16 protein-coding genes and 1 pseudogene are annotated in these 14,843 nt (G+C 72.1%); 11 read left to right on the forward strand and 6 right to left on the reverse strand.

What is annotated here, in order from left to right:
• Positions 1 to 76: 76 nt before the first annotated feature.
• Together ACXKR8_RS25825 and ACXKR8_RS25830 are read right to left on the reverse strand one after the other, a co-directional pair.
• Positions 77 to 1,042 (reverse strand): NADP-dependent oxidoreductase, encoded by a 966-nt coding sequence (locus ACXKR8_RS25825; RefSeq protein WP_458266960.1) that lies wholly within the window; start codon positions 1,040 to 1,042, stop codon positions 77 to 79.
• Positions 1,043 to 1,224: 182 nt separating this feature from the next.
• Complete coding sequence (locus ACXKR8_RS25830) at positions 1,225 to 1,893, reverse strand: hypothetical protein (RefSeq protein WP_458266961.1); 669 nt, start codon at positions 1,891 to 1,893, stop codon at positions 1,225 to 1,227.
• A 102-nt stretch (positions 1,894 to 1,995) separates the two neighbouring features.
• Between ACXKR8_RS25830 and ACXKR8_RS25835 the strand changes: the two genes are divergently transcribed.
• Positions 1,996 to 2,697 (forward strand): helix-turn-helix domain-containing protein, encoded by a 702-nt coding sequence (locus tag ACXKR8_RS25835; RefSeq protein WP_458266962.1) that lies wholly within the window; start codon positions 1,996 to 1,998, stop codon positions 2,695 to 2,697.
• Between the two features lie 80 nt (positions 2,698 to 2,777).
• Here ACXKR8_RS25835 and ACXKR8_RS25840 read toward each other — a convergent pair whose 3' ends face one another.
• Positions 2,778 to 3,173, reverse strand: a complete 396-nt coding sequence (locus tag ACXKR8_RS25840; protein WP_458266963.1) for a VOC family protein — start codon at positions 3,171 to 3,173, stop codon at positions 2,778 to 2,780.
• Positions 3,174 to 3,459: 286 nt separating this feature from the next.
• Here ACXKR8_RS25840 and ACXKR8_RS25845 point away from each other — a divergent pair, with 286 nt between their 5' ends.
• The 4 genes from ACXKR8_RS25845 (at position 3,460) to ACXKR8_RS25860 (ending at position 7,167) form a co-directional block, all read left to right on the forward strand.
• Entirely contained in the window at positions 3,460 to 4,482 is a 1,023-nt protein-coding gene (locus tag ACXKR8_RS25845) for an MBL fold metallo-hydrolase (protein ID WP_458266964.1), read from the forward strand.
• Between the two features lie 70 nt (positions 4,483 to 4,552).
• Positions 4,553 to 4,975, forward strand: a complete 423-nt coding sequence (locus tag ACXKR8_RS25850; protein ID WP_458266965.1) for a MerR family transcriptional regulator — start codon at positions 4,553 to 4,555, stop codon at positions 4,973 to 4,975.
• 2 nt (positions 4,976 to 4,977) lie between these two features.
• On the forward strand, positions 4,978 to 5,310 hold the full coding sequence (trxA, locus tag ACXKR8_RS25855; protein WP_458266966.1) for a thioredoxin: 333 nt from the start codon (positions 4,978 to 4,980) through the stop codon (positions 5,308 to 5,310).
• 228 nt (positions 5,311 to 5,538) lie between these two features.
• Positions 5,539 to 7,167 (forward strand): globin domain-containing protein, encoded by a 1,629-nt coding sequence (locus ACXKR8_RS25860; RefSeq protein ID WP_458266967.1) that lies wholly within the window; start codon positions 5,539 to 5,541, stop codon positions 7,165 to 7,167.
• A 63-nt stretch (positions 7,168 to 7,230) separates the two neighbouring features.
• Here the strand turns inward: ACXKR8_RS25860 and ACXKR8_RS25865 are convergent, their stop codons facing one another.
• Entirely contained in the window at positions 7,231 to 7,740 is a 510-nt protein-coding gene (locus ACXKR8_RS25865; RefSeq protein ID WP_458266968.1) for an NUDIX domain-containing protein, read from the reverse strand.
• Positions 7,741 to 7,942: 202 nt separating this feature from the next.
• Between ACXKR8_RS25865 and ACXKR8_RS25870 the strand changes: the two genes are divergently transcribed.
• Both ACXKR8_RS25870 and ACXKR8_RS25875 read left to right on the forward strand, forming a co-directional pair.
• A complete protein-coding gene (locus tag ACXKR8_RS25870; protein WP_458266969.1) occupies positions 7,943 to 8,701 on the forward strand; it encodes an IclR family transcriptional regulator in 759 nt (252 codons plus the stop codon).
• An 89-nt stretch (positions 8,702 to 8,790) separates the two neighbouring features.
• Positions 8,791 to 9,258 (forward strand): SsgA family sporulation/cell division regulator, encoded by a 468-nt coding sequence (locus ACXKR8_RS25875; RefSeq protein ID WP_458266970.1) that lies wholly within the window; start codon positions 8,791 to 8,793, stop codon positions 9,256 to 9,258.
• Positions 9,259 to 9,301: 43 nt separating this feature from the next.
• Here ACXKR8_RS25875 and ACXKR8_RS25880 read toward each other — a convergent pair whose 3' ends face one another.
• Positions 9,302 to 9,679: a phage holin family protein gene (locus tag ACXKR8_RS25880; protein WP_458266971.1), complete on the reverse strand. Its 378-nt coding sequence runs from the start codon at positions 9,677 to 9,679 to the stop codon at positions 9,302 to 9,304.
• 117 nt (positions 9,680 to 9,796) lie between these two features.
• Between ACXKR8_RS25880 and ACXKR8_RS25885 the strand changes: the two genes are divergently transcribed.
• The 3 genes from ACXKR8_RS25885 to ACXKR8_RS25895 all read left to right on the forward strand — a co-directional run bounded on the left by ACXKR8_RS25885 (position 9,797) and on the right by ACXKR8_RS25895 (position 11,192).
• On the forward strand, positions 9,797 to 10,114 hold the full coding sequence (locus ACXKR8_RS25885) for a cupin domain-containing protein (protein ID WP_458266972.1): 318 nt from the start codon (positions 9,797 to 9,799) through the stop codon (positions 10,112 to 10,114).
• Between the two features lie 9 nt (positions 10,115 to 10,123).
• Complete coding sequence (tenA, locus tag ACXKR8_RS25890; RefSeq protein WP_458266973.1) at positions 10,124 to 10,822, forward strand: thiaminase II; 699 nt, start codon at positions 10,124 to 10,126, stop codon at positions 10,820 to 10,822.
• A 160-nt stretch (positions 10,823 to 10,982) separates the two neighbouring features.
• Positions 10,983 to 11,192 carry a hypothetical protein gene (locus ACXKR8_RS25895; RefSeq protein WP_458266974.1) on the forward strand — a complete coding sequence of 70 codons (210 nt, stop codon included), beginning with the start codon at positions 10,983 to 10,985 and terminating at the stop codon, positions 11,190 to 11,192.
• A 92-nt stretch (positions 11,193 to 11,284) separates the two neighbouring features.
• Here ACXKR8_RS25895 and ACXKR8_RS25900 read toward each other — a convergent pair whose 3' ends face one another.
• Positions 11,285 to 12,628, reverse strand: a complete 1,344-nt coding sequence (locus ACXKR8_RS25900; protein ID WP_458266975.1) for a YibE/F family protein — start codon at positions 12,626 to 12,628, stop codon at positions 11,285 to 11,287.
• Between the two features lie 301 nt (positions 12,629 to 12,929).
• Here ACXKR8_RS25900 and thiC point away from each other — a divergent pair.
• Positions 12,930 to 14,767, forward strand: a pseudogene (gene thiC, locus ACXKR8_RS25905) (phosphomethylpyrimidine synthase ThiC).
• Positions 14,768 to 14,843 lie beyond the last annotated feature (76 nt).

Consider the following 14,843-nt stretch of genomic DNA (forward strand, 5'->3'; position numbering starts at 1 on the left):
ACGTCCAGGCCGGGGCGGGAGCGGGCCCCGCCGACGCACCAGCCGACGGCGGGTGATCCCGGTCCCGGGGGTGTGGTCAGGGCAGGAGGACGATCTTGCCTCGGCCGTGGCCCTGCTCGCTGAGCCGGTGGGCTTCCTCGGCGTCGGCCAGCGGGAGGGCGGCGCGGACCGGGAGCGAGAGGGTGCCGGCCCGGTGCAGCGCCAGAGCAGCGGTGAGGGCTTCCGGGGTGCGGTCCTCGGCGGGGCCGCCGCTGGTGAAGCGGACGTCGAGCGGGCCGGCCTCGGCCGGGTCGACCAGGCTGACCACCCGGTCCGGGCCGCCGACCAGGGCGACCGACTCGGCCAGGACGCCCCGGCCCGCTGCGTCCAGGACCGCGTCCACCCCCTGCGGCGCGGCTGCCCGTACCCGGTCGAACAGGCCCTCGCCGTAGCTGACTGGGATCGCGCCCAGCGAGCGCAGGTAGTCGTGGTTGGCCTCGGCGGCGGTGCCGATCACGGTGACGCCGCCGGCGACCGCGAACTGAACGGCGAGGCTGCCGGCCGCTCCGGCGGCGGCGTGGACCAGCAGGGTCTCCCCCGGTACCGGCTTGAGGTGGCCCAGCGCCCTGGTGGCTGCCTCGGCGCCCACGGTCAGCGCGGCCGCGGGCCCCCAGTCCAGGTCGGCTGGCTTGGCGGCGAGCGTGGCGGCGTCGGCCAGGGCGTACTCCGCGTAGCCGCCGGTCACCGGGCCGAGGACCTCGTCGCCGACCTTCCAGGCGGTCACCTCCGGTCCGGTGGCGGCGACCGTGCCGCTCGCCTCGAGGCCGAGGACGTGCGGGAAGGCCACCGGGAAGACCGCTGCCATGAAGCCGCGGCGGATCTTCCAGTCGAGCGGGTTCACACCGGCCGCGTGCACCCGCAGCAGGACCTGTCCGGGGCCCGGCACCGGGACCGGGAGCTCGGTGAGCCGCAGGACGTCGGGGTCGCCGTAGCCGGAGAAGGCGACGGCCTTGCCGTGAGCGGGAAGGGCGGGGGCGGCGGGGTGGGTGCCGGACGTGGTCATGGCGGGAGCCTCTTCGGGGTCGCTGCTGGTCGGGGCATCGGCGGGGTGCCGACAGCCCGAGAGTTCCACGGGACGTCCGGCGCTACGAGTGGAGAGTTCTCCCTAGGATCGGAAATCCCAGGCTGCCGCCGGGCGCTCCCGCGCCGCGAGGACGGGGCGTCAGACGGGTGCCGGACGGGGCGTCAGACCCGGGCCGGGGTGGCGTTGGGGAGTGCCGCTCGCGGAGTCCTGGCCTCGGTGAGCATGGCCGCGCCGAGCGGGCCGAAGGCGGCGGCGAAGAGCAGGCCGCCGAGCGGTAGCAGGTCCAGGCTGGCGGCCATGACCACGGTGCCCAGCAGGACCAGGACCGGCATCCGCAGGCCGATCAGCCGCGGCCGGCCCAGCGCGAGGACGGCGGTCAGGGTGATCAGGCCGAGGTAGAAGAACAGCGGCAGCACCGTGTACAGCAGCGGCTCCACCCCCGGGTGGCTCTGGAACCGGTGGAAGCGGACGTTCATCGCGGCGTGGTCGGTGGAGACCGACGCGACATAGATGTCCACGACCGCCTGGCCGAGCACCGAGCAGATGCCGATCAGGGTGGCGACAGCTGCCGTGTTCGCGGTCAGTCGGCGGGCGGTGCCCAGCTCGGCGGCGAGGCGGCGCAGGTGCAGCACGATCGGGACGAAGCAGAGCAGGCCGAGGATCAGCAGCAGGTGTCCTCCGGTCCAGGCCGGCCCCGGGGCATGGTGCCCGCTGAGCAGCCGGACCACGCCGTATCCGACCATGAACACCGGACCGGCCAGGAGGGATCCGCCAGTGACGGTCAACTGCCGTGCTGTGCTGGGGATCTGAGATGTCGTCTGGAAGGTCATGGAAGAAGCATCGCGGCGGCCGGAGCCCTGCCGATATCGGTGATGACCCTGAGCCGCCCCTGAACGGACCCCGAGGGACGGACCCCGAGGGACAATCGACCTGTGTACCGGGAGCGAGCAGCGCGCGCCGTTCCGGGAGCGGTGCTGTGGTCCTGGCGGACCGAGGGGGACGCCGGGACCGGCAGGGTCCTCCCGGACGGCTGCATGGACCTGATCTGGACCGCGGGGAAACTGCTGGTCGCGGGCCCGGACACGGTGGCGCAGGTGGTCGAGCGGGTGCCGGGCGAGGCCACGGTCGGGCTGCGGTTCGCCTCGGGGACGGCCGCCCCGGTGCTGGGGGTGGCCGCCTGGGAGCTGCGGGACCGCCGGGTGCCGCTGGCCGGGCTGTGGTCGGGCCGGGAGGCCCGGGTGGCGCTGGAGCGGGTCGCCGAGGCGGACCACCCGGCGGCGGCGCTGGAGGCACTGGTCCGGGAGCGGGTGGCCGCCGCGGGCGGCTGGACCCGCGATCCGGTCCGCGGCGGGGTGCTGGACGGGCTGCGGCGCGGGGTCGGGGTGGCCGGGATCTCCGCCGAGCTGTCGCTGAGCGAACGCCAGCTGCGCCGGCGCTGCCTGGAGCTGTTCGGCTACGGGCCGAAGACGCTGGACCGGGTGCTGCGGCTGGAGCGGGCGCTGGCGGCGGCCCGCGGCGGGGAGCCGTTCGCCCGGGTGGCGGCCGGGGCCGGCTACGCCGACCAGGCGCATCTCGCCCGCGAGGTGCGGGCGCTGGCCGGCCTGCCGCTGAGCGAGCTGCTGGCAGCGGGGTAGGCCCTGCGGGCGGCTCAGGGGCAGGGCCGGGGCGGCTCAGGGGCAGGTCCGGGGCAGGTCCGGGGCAGGGCGGCTGACGGTCAGGCCGGGAGGGGGGCGAAGAGGTCGACGGCGTTGCCGTCGGGGTCGTGCACGACGGCGTAGCGCTGGCCCCAGAAGGCGTCCCAGGGTTCCTGGTGCCCGGGGTGTCCGGCGGCGGTCAGCTCCGCGTACACCTTGTCGACCTCGGCGGGGTCGTCGCAGCGGAAGGCCAGGGCGGTGCGGTGGCCGCCCTGCGGGGGCGTCCAGCCGGGGTCGATGCCGCGGATGACCTCGACGGTGTCCCAGGCCAGCCGCAGGCCGCCCGGGAGCACGGCCTCGACATGGGGTTCGCTGTCGGCTCCGGCCGGGAGGTCCAGGCCGAGGCGTCGGTAGAAGGCGAGTGAGGCGGCCATGTCGGCGACGACCAGGCCGAGCAGATCGAGTCGTGGAGTCATGCCTGCCACGCTAGGCGCTCGCACCGGCCCGGTCTTGAACGAATCGGACATCCGGTGGGGCGGGTGGGTCACGCCGGTGGCGGTGCGGGGCATGGGAACGGATGCTGGGGGGAGTGACTACCGGCGGTAGCGGAGGAGCGGCGCGATGGCGGGAAGCGAGGGCAGGCGGCGGGGGCGGCACGGGGCCAAGCGGCGCGGGCCCGAGCGGGGGGCTGCTGCGCAGGGCCAGGCGGTGGGCCCAGGGGTGGGCCCGGACCCGGGGTCCGAACCGGGCCAGGAGCCGGGGGTGGGCCAGCTCTCCGGTCAGGGCCAGGGGCCCGGACCGGGCCAGGAACCTGGTCAGGGTTCGGGCGAGGTGCTGGAGGGGGTCGTGCTTGGCACGGGGGACCAGTGGTCGGCCGCGCCCGGGGCTGCCGGGGCCGGACCCACCGGGTCCCCCGCGCCCACCACACCCGCTGGATCCGCGCCCGCCGGGTCCGCCGGGTCCGCCGCCGCGGCGTTGCAGGTCGATGTCTTCACCGGGCCCGAGTCCGCCTTCTTCGCCACCTCCGCGCTGGTCTACGGGCCGACCGAGGCGGTCCTGGTCGACACCCAGCTGACCCGTGCCGCGGCCGGTGAGCTGGCCGAGTGGGTGGCCGGCAAGGCCCGGAGGCTCATCGCGATCGTGATCACGCACCCCCATCCGGACCACTACTTCGGCACCGAGGAGGTGCTCCGGCTGTTCCCGGGCACCCCGGTCTACGCCGTGCCCGAGGTGATCGAGGGGATCATCGCCACCGCCCTGGACCGGATCGCCCGCTGGCAGCCGGTGTTCGGCGACGACCTGACCTCCTCCCCGGTGGTGCCGGGCCCGCTGCCGGGACACCGGCTGCGGGTGGACGGGGCGCAGCTGGACGTGCTGGCGCTGGGCCAGGGCGACTGCGCGGCCTGCAGCATCATCCATGTGCCGGGGGCGGACACGGTGGTCGCCGGGGACCTGGTCTCCAACGGCACCCACCTGTGGACCGCCGAGACCACCCCGCGGGAGCGCGCCGACTGGCTGGCGAACCTGGAGTTGGTGCGCGCGCTCGGCGCGTCCAGGGTGGTCGCCGGCCACCGCGCGCCGGGGCAGTCGGACCGGGCGGACCAGGTGCTCGGCTTCACCTCGGGCTATCTGCGCGAGTTCGACGCCCGGCTGGCGCAGCACCCGGACGACGCCGCCGCGCTGGTGCGGGCGATGAACGAGACCTACGCCGAGCTGACGCTGCCGGCCCTGCTGCAACTGAGCGCCGAGGCGGCCGTCCGGCCCGGCCCTGCGGACAGCCCCTAGCCGCCGCTGGCCTTGACGTCAGGGTCAAGGTCTAACGTCGTGCCCACGGGTACGGCGAAAGGGGCGGCGGATGCGGATCGGGGAGCTGGCGGAGAAGGCGGGGACGACCACCCGCACGCTGCGGTACTACGAATCCCGCGGGCTGCTGCCGGCCCGGCGCGCGGTGAACGGCTACCGCGCGTACGACGAGGAGGATCTGCGGCTGCTGCGGCAGATCAGGCTGCTCCAGGACTTCGGCTTCGAGCTGGAGGAGACCCGGCCGTTCGTCGACTGCCTGCGGGCCGGGCATCCCTCGGGCGACTCCTGCCCGGCCTCGCTGGAGGTCTACCGGCGCAAGCTCGCCGAGATCGACGAGTGCGTGCAGCGGTTGCAGGCGGTGCGGGAGCAGGTGAGCGGGCAGTTGCTGCGGGCGCAGCTGGAGGCGGCCAGCGAAAATCCGACTGAACCCATGTGCGAATTGAAAGCCGATCAGAGCCAGGCGTCAGAGGAGTAGCGATGGTGCACATCGAGGGTGTTCTGCAGGTGACCGACGAGACGTTCGCGGCCGAAGTCCTCGGCTCGGATATTCCGGTCCTGGTCGATTTCACCGCCGACTGGTGTCCTCCGTGCCGGATGATCGCGCCGGTGCTGGCGCAGGTCTCCGCGGAGCAGCAGGGGCGGTTGAAAGTGGTGACGCTCGACGTGGACAGCAATCCGGAGACCCAGGCCGCGTTCGGGGTGCTCTCGATGCCGACGCTGATCGTCTTCCAGGCCGGCGAGCCGGTGAAGTCGCTGGTGGGGGCACGGGCGAAGCACAAGCTGATGCTGGAGCTCGACGGTCTTTTCTGAGTCGCTGCTGAGCTGTCTTCTCAGCCGCGGGCGCGGCCGGGGCGTGGGGGGCGTGAGTGCGCAGCGGACGGTAGCGCGTTTGTGCCCCGCGCGCCCCATTCTTCTCACTATTTATGGGATGAGCTGTTTGCCCATGCCAGGCTGCGGTTGGCAGGAGGTCTGCCCGCCGCCGCCGCACGAATCGTCGCTGTCGGACTGCGCTGATACGACGGGAGAAGAAACCGAAAGGTGTCGATCGGAAGCGCTCTCAATCGAAACGGCCTGCCGCGTATTCGGCAGTCGAAGCAGCCCAAGCAACCCAAGCAGCCGGGAAAGGACAAGGAAACGGTCCCGGTTGCCCCGCCACCCCCGCCCCCGTCGATCCAACCGCCGCCGCTGGCTCTGGTCGAGTCCGCGCCGGAGGAACCGCCCCAGCTCGAAGCTCCGCCGGTCCTAGCTCCGCTGCTCGAAGCCCCGCCGGTCCGCCCGGCCTACGCGCCGATGATCACTGACGCGCCGGGTCTCAACTGGGCCGGTCCCGGCGACGCCTGGAGCCGGGCCTGGGGCGCGCATCCGCCGCAGTTCCCGGCGCTCCCGGTCGCGGGCAGCTTCCAGACCACGATCGGGCCGCGGCCGACCCTGTTCCCGCCGATGCCGGACGGGCCGCCGATACCCGTGGCGCCACCGTCACTGCTGCCGCAGACGGCGGTCGCGGTACTGCCGCTGGCCGCTGCCAACGCTGCCGCGACCGGCCCGACCGCGGCGGACATCGCCCTGGTCCGGCGCAGCCTCGGCGTGCTCGAACCGGTCGCGGACCGGGCCACCGCGCACTTCTACGCGGTGCTGTTCCTGCGCCACCCCGAGCTGCGGGCGCTCTTCCCCGCGTCCATGGACCTGCAGCGGGACCGGCTGTTCCGGGCCCTGCTCGCGGCCGGCCAGGCCGCCGACGACCCGCCCGCACTCAGCGCCTACCTGGACCGGCTGGCCCGGGGACACCGCAAGTACGGGGTGCTGAACGAGCACTACGGCCCGGTCGGGGAGGCGCTGCTGGCAGCGCTGGAACGTTACTGCGGACGCTACTGGGACCAGCCGACCGAGATCGCCTGGCGCCGGATCTACCGGGCCATCTCCGAGGTCATGATCGCCTCCTCCGAGGACGACGCCCGCAAGGCCCCGGCCTGGTGGCAGGCCGAGGTGCTGGCGGTGGAGCCCAGGCCGGGCGACGTCGCCGTGGTCGCGCTGCGCACCGCCCAGCCGTACCCGTACCGGGCCGGGCAGTACACCACCCTGGAGGTGCCGATGTGGCCCCGGGTCTGGAGGCACTACTCGATGGCTTCCGCCCCGAACGCCGAGGGCCTGGTGACGCTGCAGGTCAAGGCGGTCCCCGCGGGCTGGGTCAGCAACGCCCTGGTGCACCGCACCCGGCCGGGCGACCTGCTGCGGCTCGGCCCCCCGGCCGGGACCATGGTGGTGGACCACGACAGCGACACCCCGCTGCTGCTGCTCGGCGGCGGCACCGGGATCGCCCCGCTGCTCGCGGTGATCGAGGAGGTGGCCGCCCACGGCCGCCGCCGTACCGTCGAGGTGTTCTACGGGGCCAGGCGCGCGGCGGACCTCTATGCCAGGGAGCAACTGGTCGAGCTGGCCCGGCGGCACCCCTGGCTCGCCGTGCGCAGCGTGGTCTCCGAGGGGTCCCCGGTGGACGAGGGGCCCACCGGGACGCTGCCGGCCGTGGTCGGCCGACGCGGACCGTGGGAGGAGTACGAGGCCTATGTCAGCGGGCCGGCCGCGATGATCAGGCGGACCTCGGCGATGCTGCTGGAGGCGGGGGTGTCCGGCGCCCGGATCCACCACGACCTGCCGGAGGAGCTGGGGTAGCCGGTCGGCCGGGGCCCGGCGGGGGGTGCGGCCGGTGGGGCCGGGCCCGGTGGGGGGTGGGGGTCAGACCGGGCCCAGGTCGTCGGCGAGCAGGGCGGTGATTCCCTCGATGTTCGCCGCCAGGTAGGCGCGCAGCGAGGCGGGAACCACGTTCACCGAGGTCACGCCCTCGCGGGTGAAGGGCAGCCGGACGATGTCGTACTCGCCGTTGGGCTCGTCCACCTCGGGGCCGTGCCGACGCGAGGGGTCCATCGACTCCAGTCGGCAGACGAAGAAGTGCTGCACCTTCACCCCGTCCGGGTGGGCCGGGGTGCCGTCGTCGTGGTGGGTGTAGCGGACGGTGTCCACAAAGGCGGGCACCACGTCCGCGGCCTTGCCGCCCAGTTCCTCGGAGAGCTCCCGGTGCAGGGCGTCCACCACGGTGGGGTCGCTCGGCTCCACGCAGCCGCCGGGGGTGATCCAGTACGGGGTGCGGCCGGGCTTGGTCCGCTTGATCACGATCAGTTCGGGGCCGTGCGGCCCACTGTCCAGGAGGATGGCTCGGGCGGTGCGTTTGACCACCGGACGTGACATGAATTCCTCCGTGCCGTGCACCTGGTAGGGGTCCGTTCCCAGCAGTGTGCCGCGCGGGGCAGGTGGTGAAACCCGGTCGGAACCGGCATTGCCCCCTCCGGACGGCGGGGGTCAGGATCGGTCGCCTGATCGAGGCAAAAACGAAGCTTTGCGTGCATGATGTTAAGAAGGTGGTCATTTACCGTATAGGGGGGCAACTGCGATGGTGGCAGTCAAAGGCGAGCCCACCCTGATCGGCTCGGTACAGCGGGCGCTGCGGCTCCTGGAGACCGTCGGCGCGTACAGTTCCGGCGCCACGGCCAAGCAGTTGGCGCGTGCCGCCGAACTGCCCCTGCCCACCACGTACCACCTGCTGCGGACCCTCACCCATGAGGGATATCTGCAGCGGGTCGAGGGCGTCTACATCCACGGCCCGGCGATCGGGAACCTGGGGCGCTCCCGCGAGCAGCAGGAGGAGCGCAGCGCGATCCGCAGACGGCTGGCGCTGCTGCGGGACGAACTCGGCGCGCCGGTCTACTTCGCCACCTTCCAGGACGGCGAACTGGCCGTGCTGGACGTGGCCGAGACCTCGGCGCTGCCGGCCGTGCACGAGTGGGCGGACTTCCGCCGCACCGCGCACGCCCACGCGATCGGGCAGTGCCTGCTGGGGCAGTTGGACCAGGAGGGGCGCAACGACTACCTCTCCCGCTACCGCCCGGAGCCGCTGACCCGGCGCACCCTCACCACCACCTCCGCGCTGGTCCGCCGGTTCGAGCTGCACCAGCCCGGACGCCCGGTGCTGGAGCAGCAGGAGTACCTGGCCGGGACGGTGTGCGCGGCGGTGCCGATCACCCTCGGCGCGGCGGTCTGCACGGTCGCGCTGTCGATCCCGGCCGCGCAGGCCGAGCGGCTGCCGGTGCTGGCGGAGCAGCTGCGGCTACGGGTGGGGGAGGTGCTGAGCAGTCCTTTTTTCACCATCTGAAATCTCGGCCCTTGGCATGCACGGGGACGAATCGGACGATGGACGTGCAGGTGCAAGGCATTGGCGGGACGAGCAGGACGGGGTCGGACATGGACACTCACCACGGCGGGAGCACGCAGGGCACGGTCGCAGGACACCTGGTGATGCTGCTCCAGGTCTCCCCCGAACTCGCCTTCGAGGTCGACGTGACGCTGGGCTACAACCCGGCCGATCCCTATGCCGTCCGGCTCACCTTCCACCTGCCCGGCGACGAACCGGTCACCTGGATCCTCGGCCGGGAGCTGCTGCTGGACGGCATCAACTGCCGCAGCGGTGAGGGCGACGTGGTGGTCGAGCCGGTGGCCGGGGAGGACCCGGACTTCCCCGACGTGCGGATCCTGCTGAGCTCACCGGCCGGGACGGCCGTGCTCTACTCCCCCGCGCTGCCGCTGATCGAGTTCCTCGGCCGGACCGACCAGGTGCTGCCGCTGGGACAGGAGCAGGCGATGGACGAACTGGAGCAGCAGCTGGCGCTGATCCTGGACAGCCTGGACGGGCGCTTCCGCAACGCGGGCTGAACCGCGCCGCGGAAGCGACTGGAACAGGGGTTGAACAGGGGTTTCAGTCCTCGTCGCGGAAGACCAGGTGCAGCGCCCAGGCCACGATGCTGATGATCAGCGAGCCCAGCAGCGCCGCGACGAAGCCGTCCACATGGAAGTCCAGCTTGAGCTGTCCGGAGGCCCAGGAGGTCAGCCACAGCATCAGGGCGTTGATCACAAAGGTGATCAGGCCCAGGGTGAGGATGAACAGCGGCAGTGAGAACAGCTTGACCAGCGGCTTGATGAAGAAGTTCACCAGGCCGAAGATCACTGCCACCAGGATCACCGTCAGCGTCTGGTGCTCCCAGTTCGCCGAAGTGAGACTGATGCCGGAGACGACAGCGGTGGCGACCCAGATGGCCGCCGCGTTGATCAGGGTCTTGACCAGGAAGCGCAACATGCTGTGATCGTCGCAGGAGTACGGGCCGGGACGGAAGCCCTGACGGTCCCGCGTTCCCTGCTGGTTGAATGCGGGGTGCCGAACACACCAGCCGACCGACAGGGAGATGGGACACCGATGCAGGTATTCCGGATGGACGACCTGGACGCCCAGCGGGCCGCCAACGACGGCGCGTACCTGCGCTTCCTCAACGAGCGCAATATGTCCGCGGGGCTGTACGCCCTGGACAAGGGCGCGCTCGACCCGCAGCAGCCGCACACCGAGGACGAGATCTACGTGGTCGTCAGCGGGCGGGGCTACCTCACGGTCGGTGAGGAGACCACCACCGTCGGCCGCGGCAGCGTGGTGTACGTGCCGGCCGGCGTCCCGCACCGGTTCCACCACATCACCGACGACCTCCGTGTGCTCGTCGTCTTCTCGCCCCCGGAGAGCTGAACCATCACCGTGACTGCCACTGACACCTCCTTCTCGCAGCAGCTCTGGGACTCCGCCGAGGCCACCTACCGGGCGATCCTGGACCACCCCTTCCTGCGCGGGCTCACCGACGGCACCCTCCCCCGCGCGTCCTTCCGCCACTTCGTGGTCCAGGACTCGCACTACCTCCGCGACTACGCCCGGGCGCTGGCGGTCTGCGCCGCCAAGGCCCCCACCGAGCAGGACGTCCAGGCCTTCGCGGGCGACGCGGTGGGCGCGCTGGCGGCGGAGCAGGGGATGCACGCCGAGTTCATGAGCGACCTGGGCGGCGTCGATGCCGAGGCCGGCGCGGGCGCGGGCGACGGCGATGCCGAGGTGCTGCCGACCACGCGGGCCTACACCAGCTATCTGCTCGCCACCGTCTACGGCGGGTCCTTCGCCGAGGGTCTTGCCGCCGTGCTGCCCTGCTACTGGATCTACGCCAGGGTCGGCGAGGCGCTGCTGCGGGACTCCTCCCCCGACCCGCTCTACGCCCGCTGGATCGACAGCTACGGGGACGAGGCCTTCCAGGGCGTGGTCCGCCGGGTGCTGGAGCTCACCGACCGGATCGGCGCGGAGCTCTCCCCCGCCGAACGGGCCCGTGCCGTCCAGCACTTCGCTGTGACCTCGCGCTATGAGTGGATGTTCTGGGACGCGGCCTGGAACCGGGAGACCTGGCCGGTCGGATGAGGGCGACCCCCGGTGCCCGGTCCGGGACTTATCCGGGTCTTCTCAGGGGTAGCAACCGTCCAACGGCGCATCGTCCGGCCGTACGATCGAGGCACAGCAACGAACGGACGGGCCCGAGGCCCTGAGGCCCCGGGACACCCCGTGGGGGAGGACGGACAACATGAACGGCATCTGGAAGGCGCTCCCCGGATGGATGCGCAACATCGTGGTCCCGGCCATCGTGGTGATCATCGGCCTGTGGCTGGTCTTCACCATCCTCGGCGCGGCCTTCGCCATCGTCAGCCTGATCTTCGGCTGGGCCTTCCGGCTGCTGCTGCTGGTGGCGCTGGGGGCGGCGGTCGTGATCCTGGTGAAGAAGGCGTCCCGCTGACCTGACGTGAGCTCAGGGCCCCAGTACCGGAAACCGGTGCTGGGGCCTTCGGCGTGTGCGGGGGTTCAGCTGTGGGAGTCCAGCGGCGCCGGTCAGCGGCGGTGGCGGTGGCGGGCGCCCGCTGCGGCCGGCTCGGTCGCGATGGCGGTGGTGGCGGTGGTGGCGGCCGCGGTGACGGCGGCGCTGCGCTGCTGGGGGAGCGGCTTGCGGCCGTCGCGGGAGGCGACCAGCGCGGCCAGGGCGGTGGTCAGCGGGACCGAGGCGATCAGGCCGATGCTGCCGACCAGGGTGCGGACGATCTCCTCGGCGACGATCTCGCTGGTGGCGACCGTCCAGATGCCCCGGTTGGCGATGGAGAACAGCAGCATCAGCGGCAGCGCCGCCCCCGCGTACGCCATGACCAGGGTGTTCACGGTGGAGGCGATATGATCCCGGCCGATCCTGATGCCGGCCCGGTAGAGCGCGCGGGCGCCCATGGTCGGGTCGGCGGCGCGCAGCTCCCAGACCGAGGAGGCCTGGGTGACCGTCACATCGTTGAGCACGCCCAGCGAGCCGATGATCACCCCGGCCAGCAGCAGCCCAGGCAGCTTGATCCCGGTGAAGAGGGAGTGCACCAGGGAGGTCTCGTCCGAGGTGTTGCCGGTCAGATGGGTCAGCCCGATGAAGACCTCGCCGAGCACCCCGATCAGTGCCAGCGAGCTGAGGGTGCCGATCACCGCCACCGAGGTGCGGGCGGACAGGCCGTGGCAGAGGTAGAGCGCCAGGAACATGATCGCGCCACCGCCGATCACCGCCACCCGCAGCGGGTCCTCGCCCTTGAGGATGGCCGGCAGCACGAACAGCGACAGCACCCCGAAGCTGATCGCCAGCGCGACCAGCGCGGCCAGCCCGCGCAGCCGTCCGACCAGGACCACGGCGACGGCGAAGATGCCGGCAAGGATCATCAGCGGGAAGGAGCGGTCGGCGTCGCTGACCGAGTACCGCAGGGCGGCCGGGGCGGTCGGCGAGTAGTCCATGATCACTTTTTCGCCGGCGCTGTAGACGGCGGTCTGGTCCGGGGTGAGCGTCTGCTGGACCGAGGTGCCGGCGTCCTTGCCGCTGCTGAGCCGGACGGTGACCAGGGTGCAGGCGTCCTTGGCGGCGGCCCCCGCGGTGGGCGCGGCTCCGGCGTCGCAGGGCGCCGCCTTGGTCGCGGTGACCGTGCCGGTGACCGTCGGCTGGTCGAAGCCCAGCCCGGTGGAGGCGTGCGCGGGCAGCTTCCCCGGCCACATCAGCACCATCCCGGCCACCACCGCGACGGCGAAGGGGACCAGCACGGCGGCGATGATCCGGCGCAGCCGACGGGAGGCGGGCGTGGCCGGACCGTGGTCATGGCTGTGACCGGTATGACCGGTGTGGCCGCTGTCGTGGCCGTGCTCGTGGGGGTGGTCAGCCACGGAGAGGGTCCTTCCGGAGACGCGCGCAGTGCTGCACGGTACCCGACAACGCTGAGTGGCAGGTGGGAGTGGGAACAGTCGCAGATCACCTCGCGGGTCGGGCCGCGGGTCGGGAGGCCCTCTGGCCAAGCCGGGGCGGGCTCGCTACGGTGGCGGCATCTCGATTGCAGACGCGGGAGCTCGGAGCACCGGGCTGAGAGGGCGCTGACCGCCGTACACGGATTCCATTCCGTACGGCAGCTGCTTGCGCCGACCGCACGAACCTGACCGGGTAATGCCGGCGTAGGGAGAAGTAGGTCTGATGACCACGTACGACGCACAGCAGTCTGCCGCCATGCCCGCCCCCGTGCCCGTCCCCGACAGCACTGCCACGGGCTACCCCACCCCCGCCTGGCGCAAGGCGTACCGCTCCGGATCCCGACCCGAATCGCGCCCCGACCTGCGGGTTCCCTACCGGGAGGTGCAGCTGACCAACGGCCGCACGCTCCCGCTGTACGACACCTCCGGGCCCTACACCGACCCCGGTTTCACCGCCGACGTCCGGCGCGGGCTCCCGCCGCTGCGGGAGGGCTGGATCAACCAGCGCGGCGACGTCGAGGAGTACCACGGGCGGGAGGTCCGTCCCGAGGACGACGGACTCAAGCACACCGCGCTGCGCGGCGGGACCGGCGCCGGGCTCGCCAACCTGGACGCGGTCTTCCCCGGCCGGCCGCGGCGTCCGCGCCGGGCCCGCGACGGCGCGGCGGTGACCCAGCTCGGCTACGCCCGGCGGGGCCTGGTCACCGCCGAGATGGAGTTCGCGGCGCTGCGGGAGGGGCTGGACCCGGAGCTGGTCCGGGCCGAGATCGCGGCCGGGCGGGCGGTGCTGCCGGTGAATGTGAACCACCCCGAGGTGGAGCCGATGCTGATCGGCAGCCGGTTCCTGGTGAAGGTCAACGCCAATATCGGCAACTCGGCGGTCACCTCCTCGATCGAGGAGGAGGTGGAGAAGATGTCCTGGGCCACCAGGTGGGGGGCCGACACCGTGATGGACCTCTCCACCGGCCGCAACATCCACACCACCCGGGAGTGGATCCTGCGCAACTCCCCGGTCCCGATCGGCACCGTGCCGCTGTACCAGGCGCTGGAGAAGGTGGACGGCCGAGCCGAGGAGCTCAGCTGGGAGGTCTACCGGGACACCGTGGTCGAGCAGTGCGAGCAGGGCGTCGACTACATGACCGTGCACGCGGGGGTGCTGCTCCGGCACGTGCCGCTGACGGCCCGTCGGAAGACCGGGATCGTCTCCCGCGGCGGCTCGATCATGGCGGCCTGGTGCCTGGCGCACCATCAGGAGAACTTCCTGTACACCCACTTCGCGGAGCTCTGCGAGATCCTGCGGGCCTATGACGTCACCTACTCGCTGGGGACGGGCTGCGGCCGGGGTCGATCGCGGACGCCAATGACGAGGCGCAGTTCGCCGAGCTGAGGACACTGGGCGAGCTGGGTCGGATCGCGCGCTCGTACGAGGTCCAGGTGATGATCGAGGGCCCCGGGCACGTCCCGATGCACAAGATCCGCGAGAACATGGACCTGCAGCAGGAGATCTGCGACGACGCGCCCTTCTACACCCTCGGCCCGCTGACCACGGATGTCGCCCCTGGCTACGACCACATCACCTCGGGCATCGGTGCGGCGATGATCGCCTCCTGGGGGACGGCGATGCTCTGCTACGTCACCCCCAAGGAGCACCTCGGCCTGCCCAACCGGGACGACGTGAAGACCGGGGTGATCACCTACAAGATCGCCGCCCATGCCGCGGACCTGGCCAAGGGCCACCCCGGCGCCCAGGACTGGGACGACGCCCTCTCCGACGCCCGCTTCGAGTTCCGCTGGGAGGACCAGTTCAACCTGGCCCTCGACCCGGAGACGGCACGCGCCTTCCACGACGAGACCCTCCCGGCCGAGCCGGCCAAGACCGCGCACTTCTGTTCGATGTGCGGACCGAAGTTCTGCTCGATGGAGATTAGTCGAACCATTATAAAGCGCTTCGGCGACGACACGTCCGTGACCAGCGATGATGCGGTTGAAGCTGGCATGCGGGCCAAATCGGAGGAGTTCATGGCCTCCGGTGCGCGGGTGTACCTCCCGCTGGCTGACTGACCAGCGGGTGCAGGCGGAGGCACCGCACCGGGAGGCAACAGGGGGCTTCCCGGCGCGGTGCCTCGTGGTCGTTGGC

Source organism: Streptacidiphilus sp. PAMC 29251 (genome assembly GCF_054208735.2).

Excerpts from the sequence above, each read along its gene's own strand:
- ACXKR8_RS25830 (WP_458266961.1), bottom strand. The coding sequence starts at position 1,893 with ATGACCTTCCAGACGACATCTCAGATCCCCAGCACAGCACGGCAGTTG.
- ACXKR8_RS25850 (WP_458266965.1), top strand. The coding sequence starts at position 4,553 with ATGCGGATCGGGGAGCTGGCGGAGAAGGCGGGGACGACCACCCGCACG.
- ACXKR8_RS25875 (WP_458266970.1), top strand. The coding sequence starts at position 8,791 with ATGGACACTCACCACGGCGGGAGCACGCAGGGCACGGTCGCAGGACAC.
- ACXKR8_RS25870 (WP_458266969.1), top strand. The coding sequence starts at position 7,943 with ATGGTGGCAGTCAAAGGCGAGCCCACCCTGATCGGCTCGGTACAGCGG.
- ACXKR8_RS25825 (WP_458266960.1), bottom strand. The coding sequence starts at position 1,042 with ATGACCACGTCCGGCACCCACCCCGCCGCCCCCGCCCTTCCCGCTCAC.
- ACXKR8_RS25880 (WP_458266971.1), bottom strand. The coding sequence starts at position 9,679 with ATGTTGCGCTTCCTGGTCAAGACCCTGATCAACGCGGCGGCCATCTGG.
- ACXKR8_RS25840 (WP_458266963.1), bottom strand. The coding sequence starts at position 3,173 with ATGACTCCACGACTCGATCTGCTCGGCCTGGTCGTCGCCGACATGGCC.
- ACXKR8_RS25865 (WP_458266968.1), bottom strand. The coding sequence starts at position 7,740 with ATGTCACGTCCGGTGGTCAAACGCACCGCCCGAGCCATCCTCCTGGAC.
- ACXKR8_RS25885 (WP_458266972.1), top strand. The coding sequence starts at position 9,797 with ATGCAGGTATTCCGGATGGACGACCTGGACGCCCAGCGGGCCGCCAAC.
- trxA (WP_458266966.1), top strand. The coding sequence starts at position 4,978 with ATGGTGCACATCGAGGGTGTTCTGCAGGTGACCGACGAGACGTTCGCG.
- ACXKR8_RS25895 (WP_458266974.1), top strand. The coding sequence starts at position 10,983 with ATGAACGGCATCTGGAAGGCGCTCCCCGGATGGATGCGCAACATCGTG.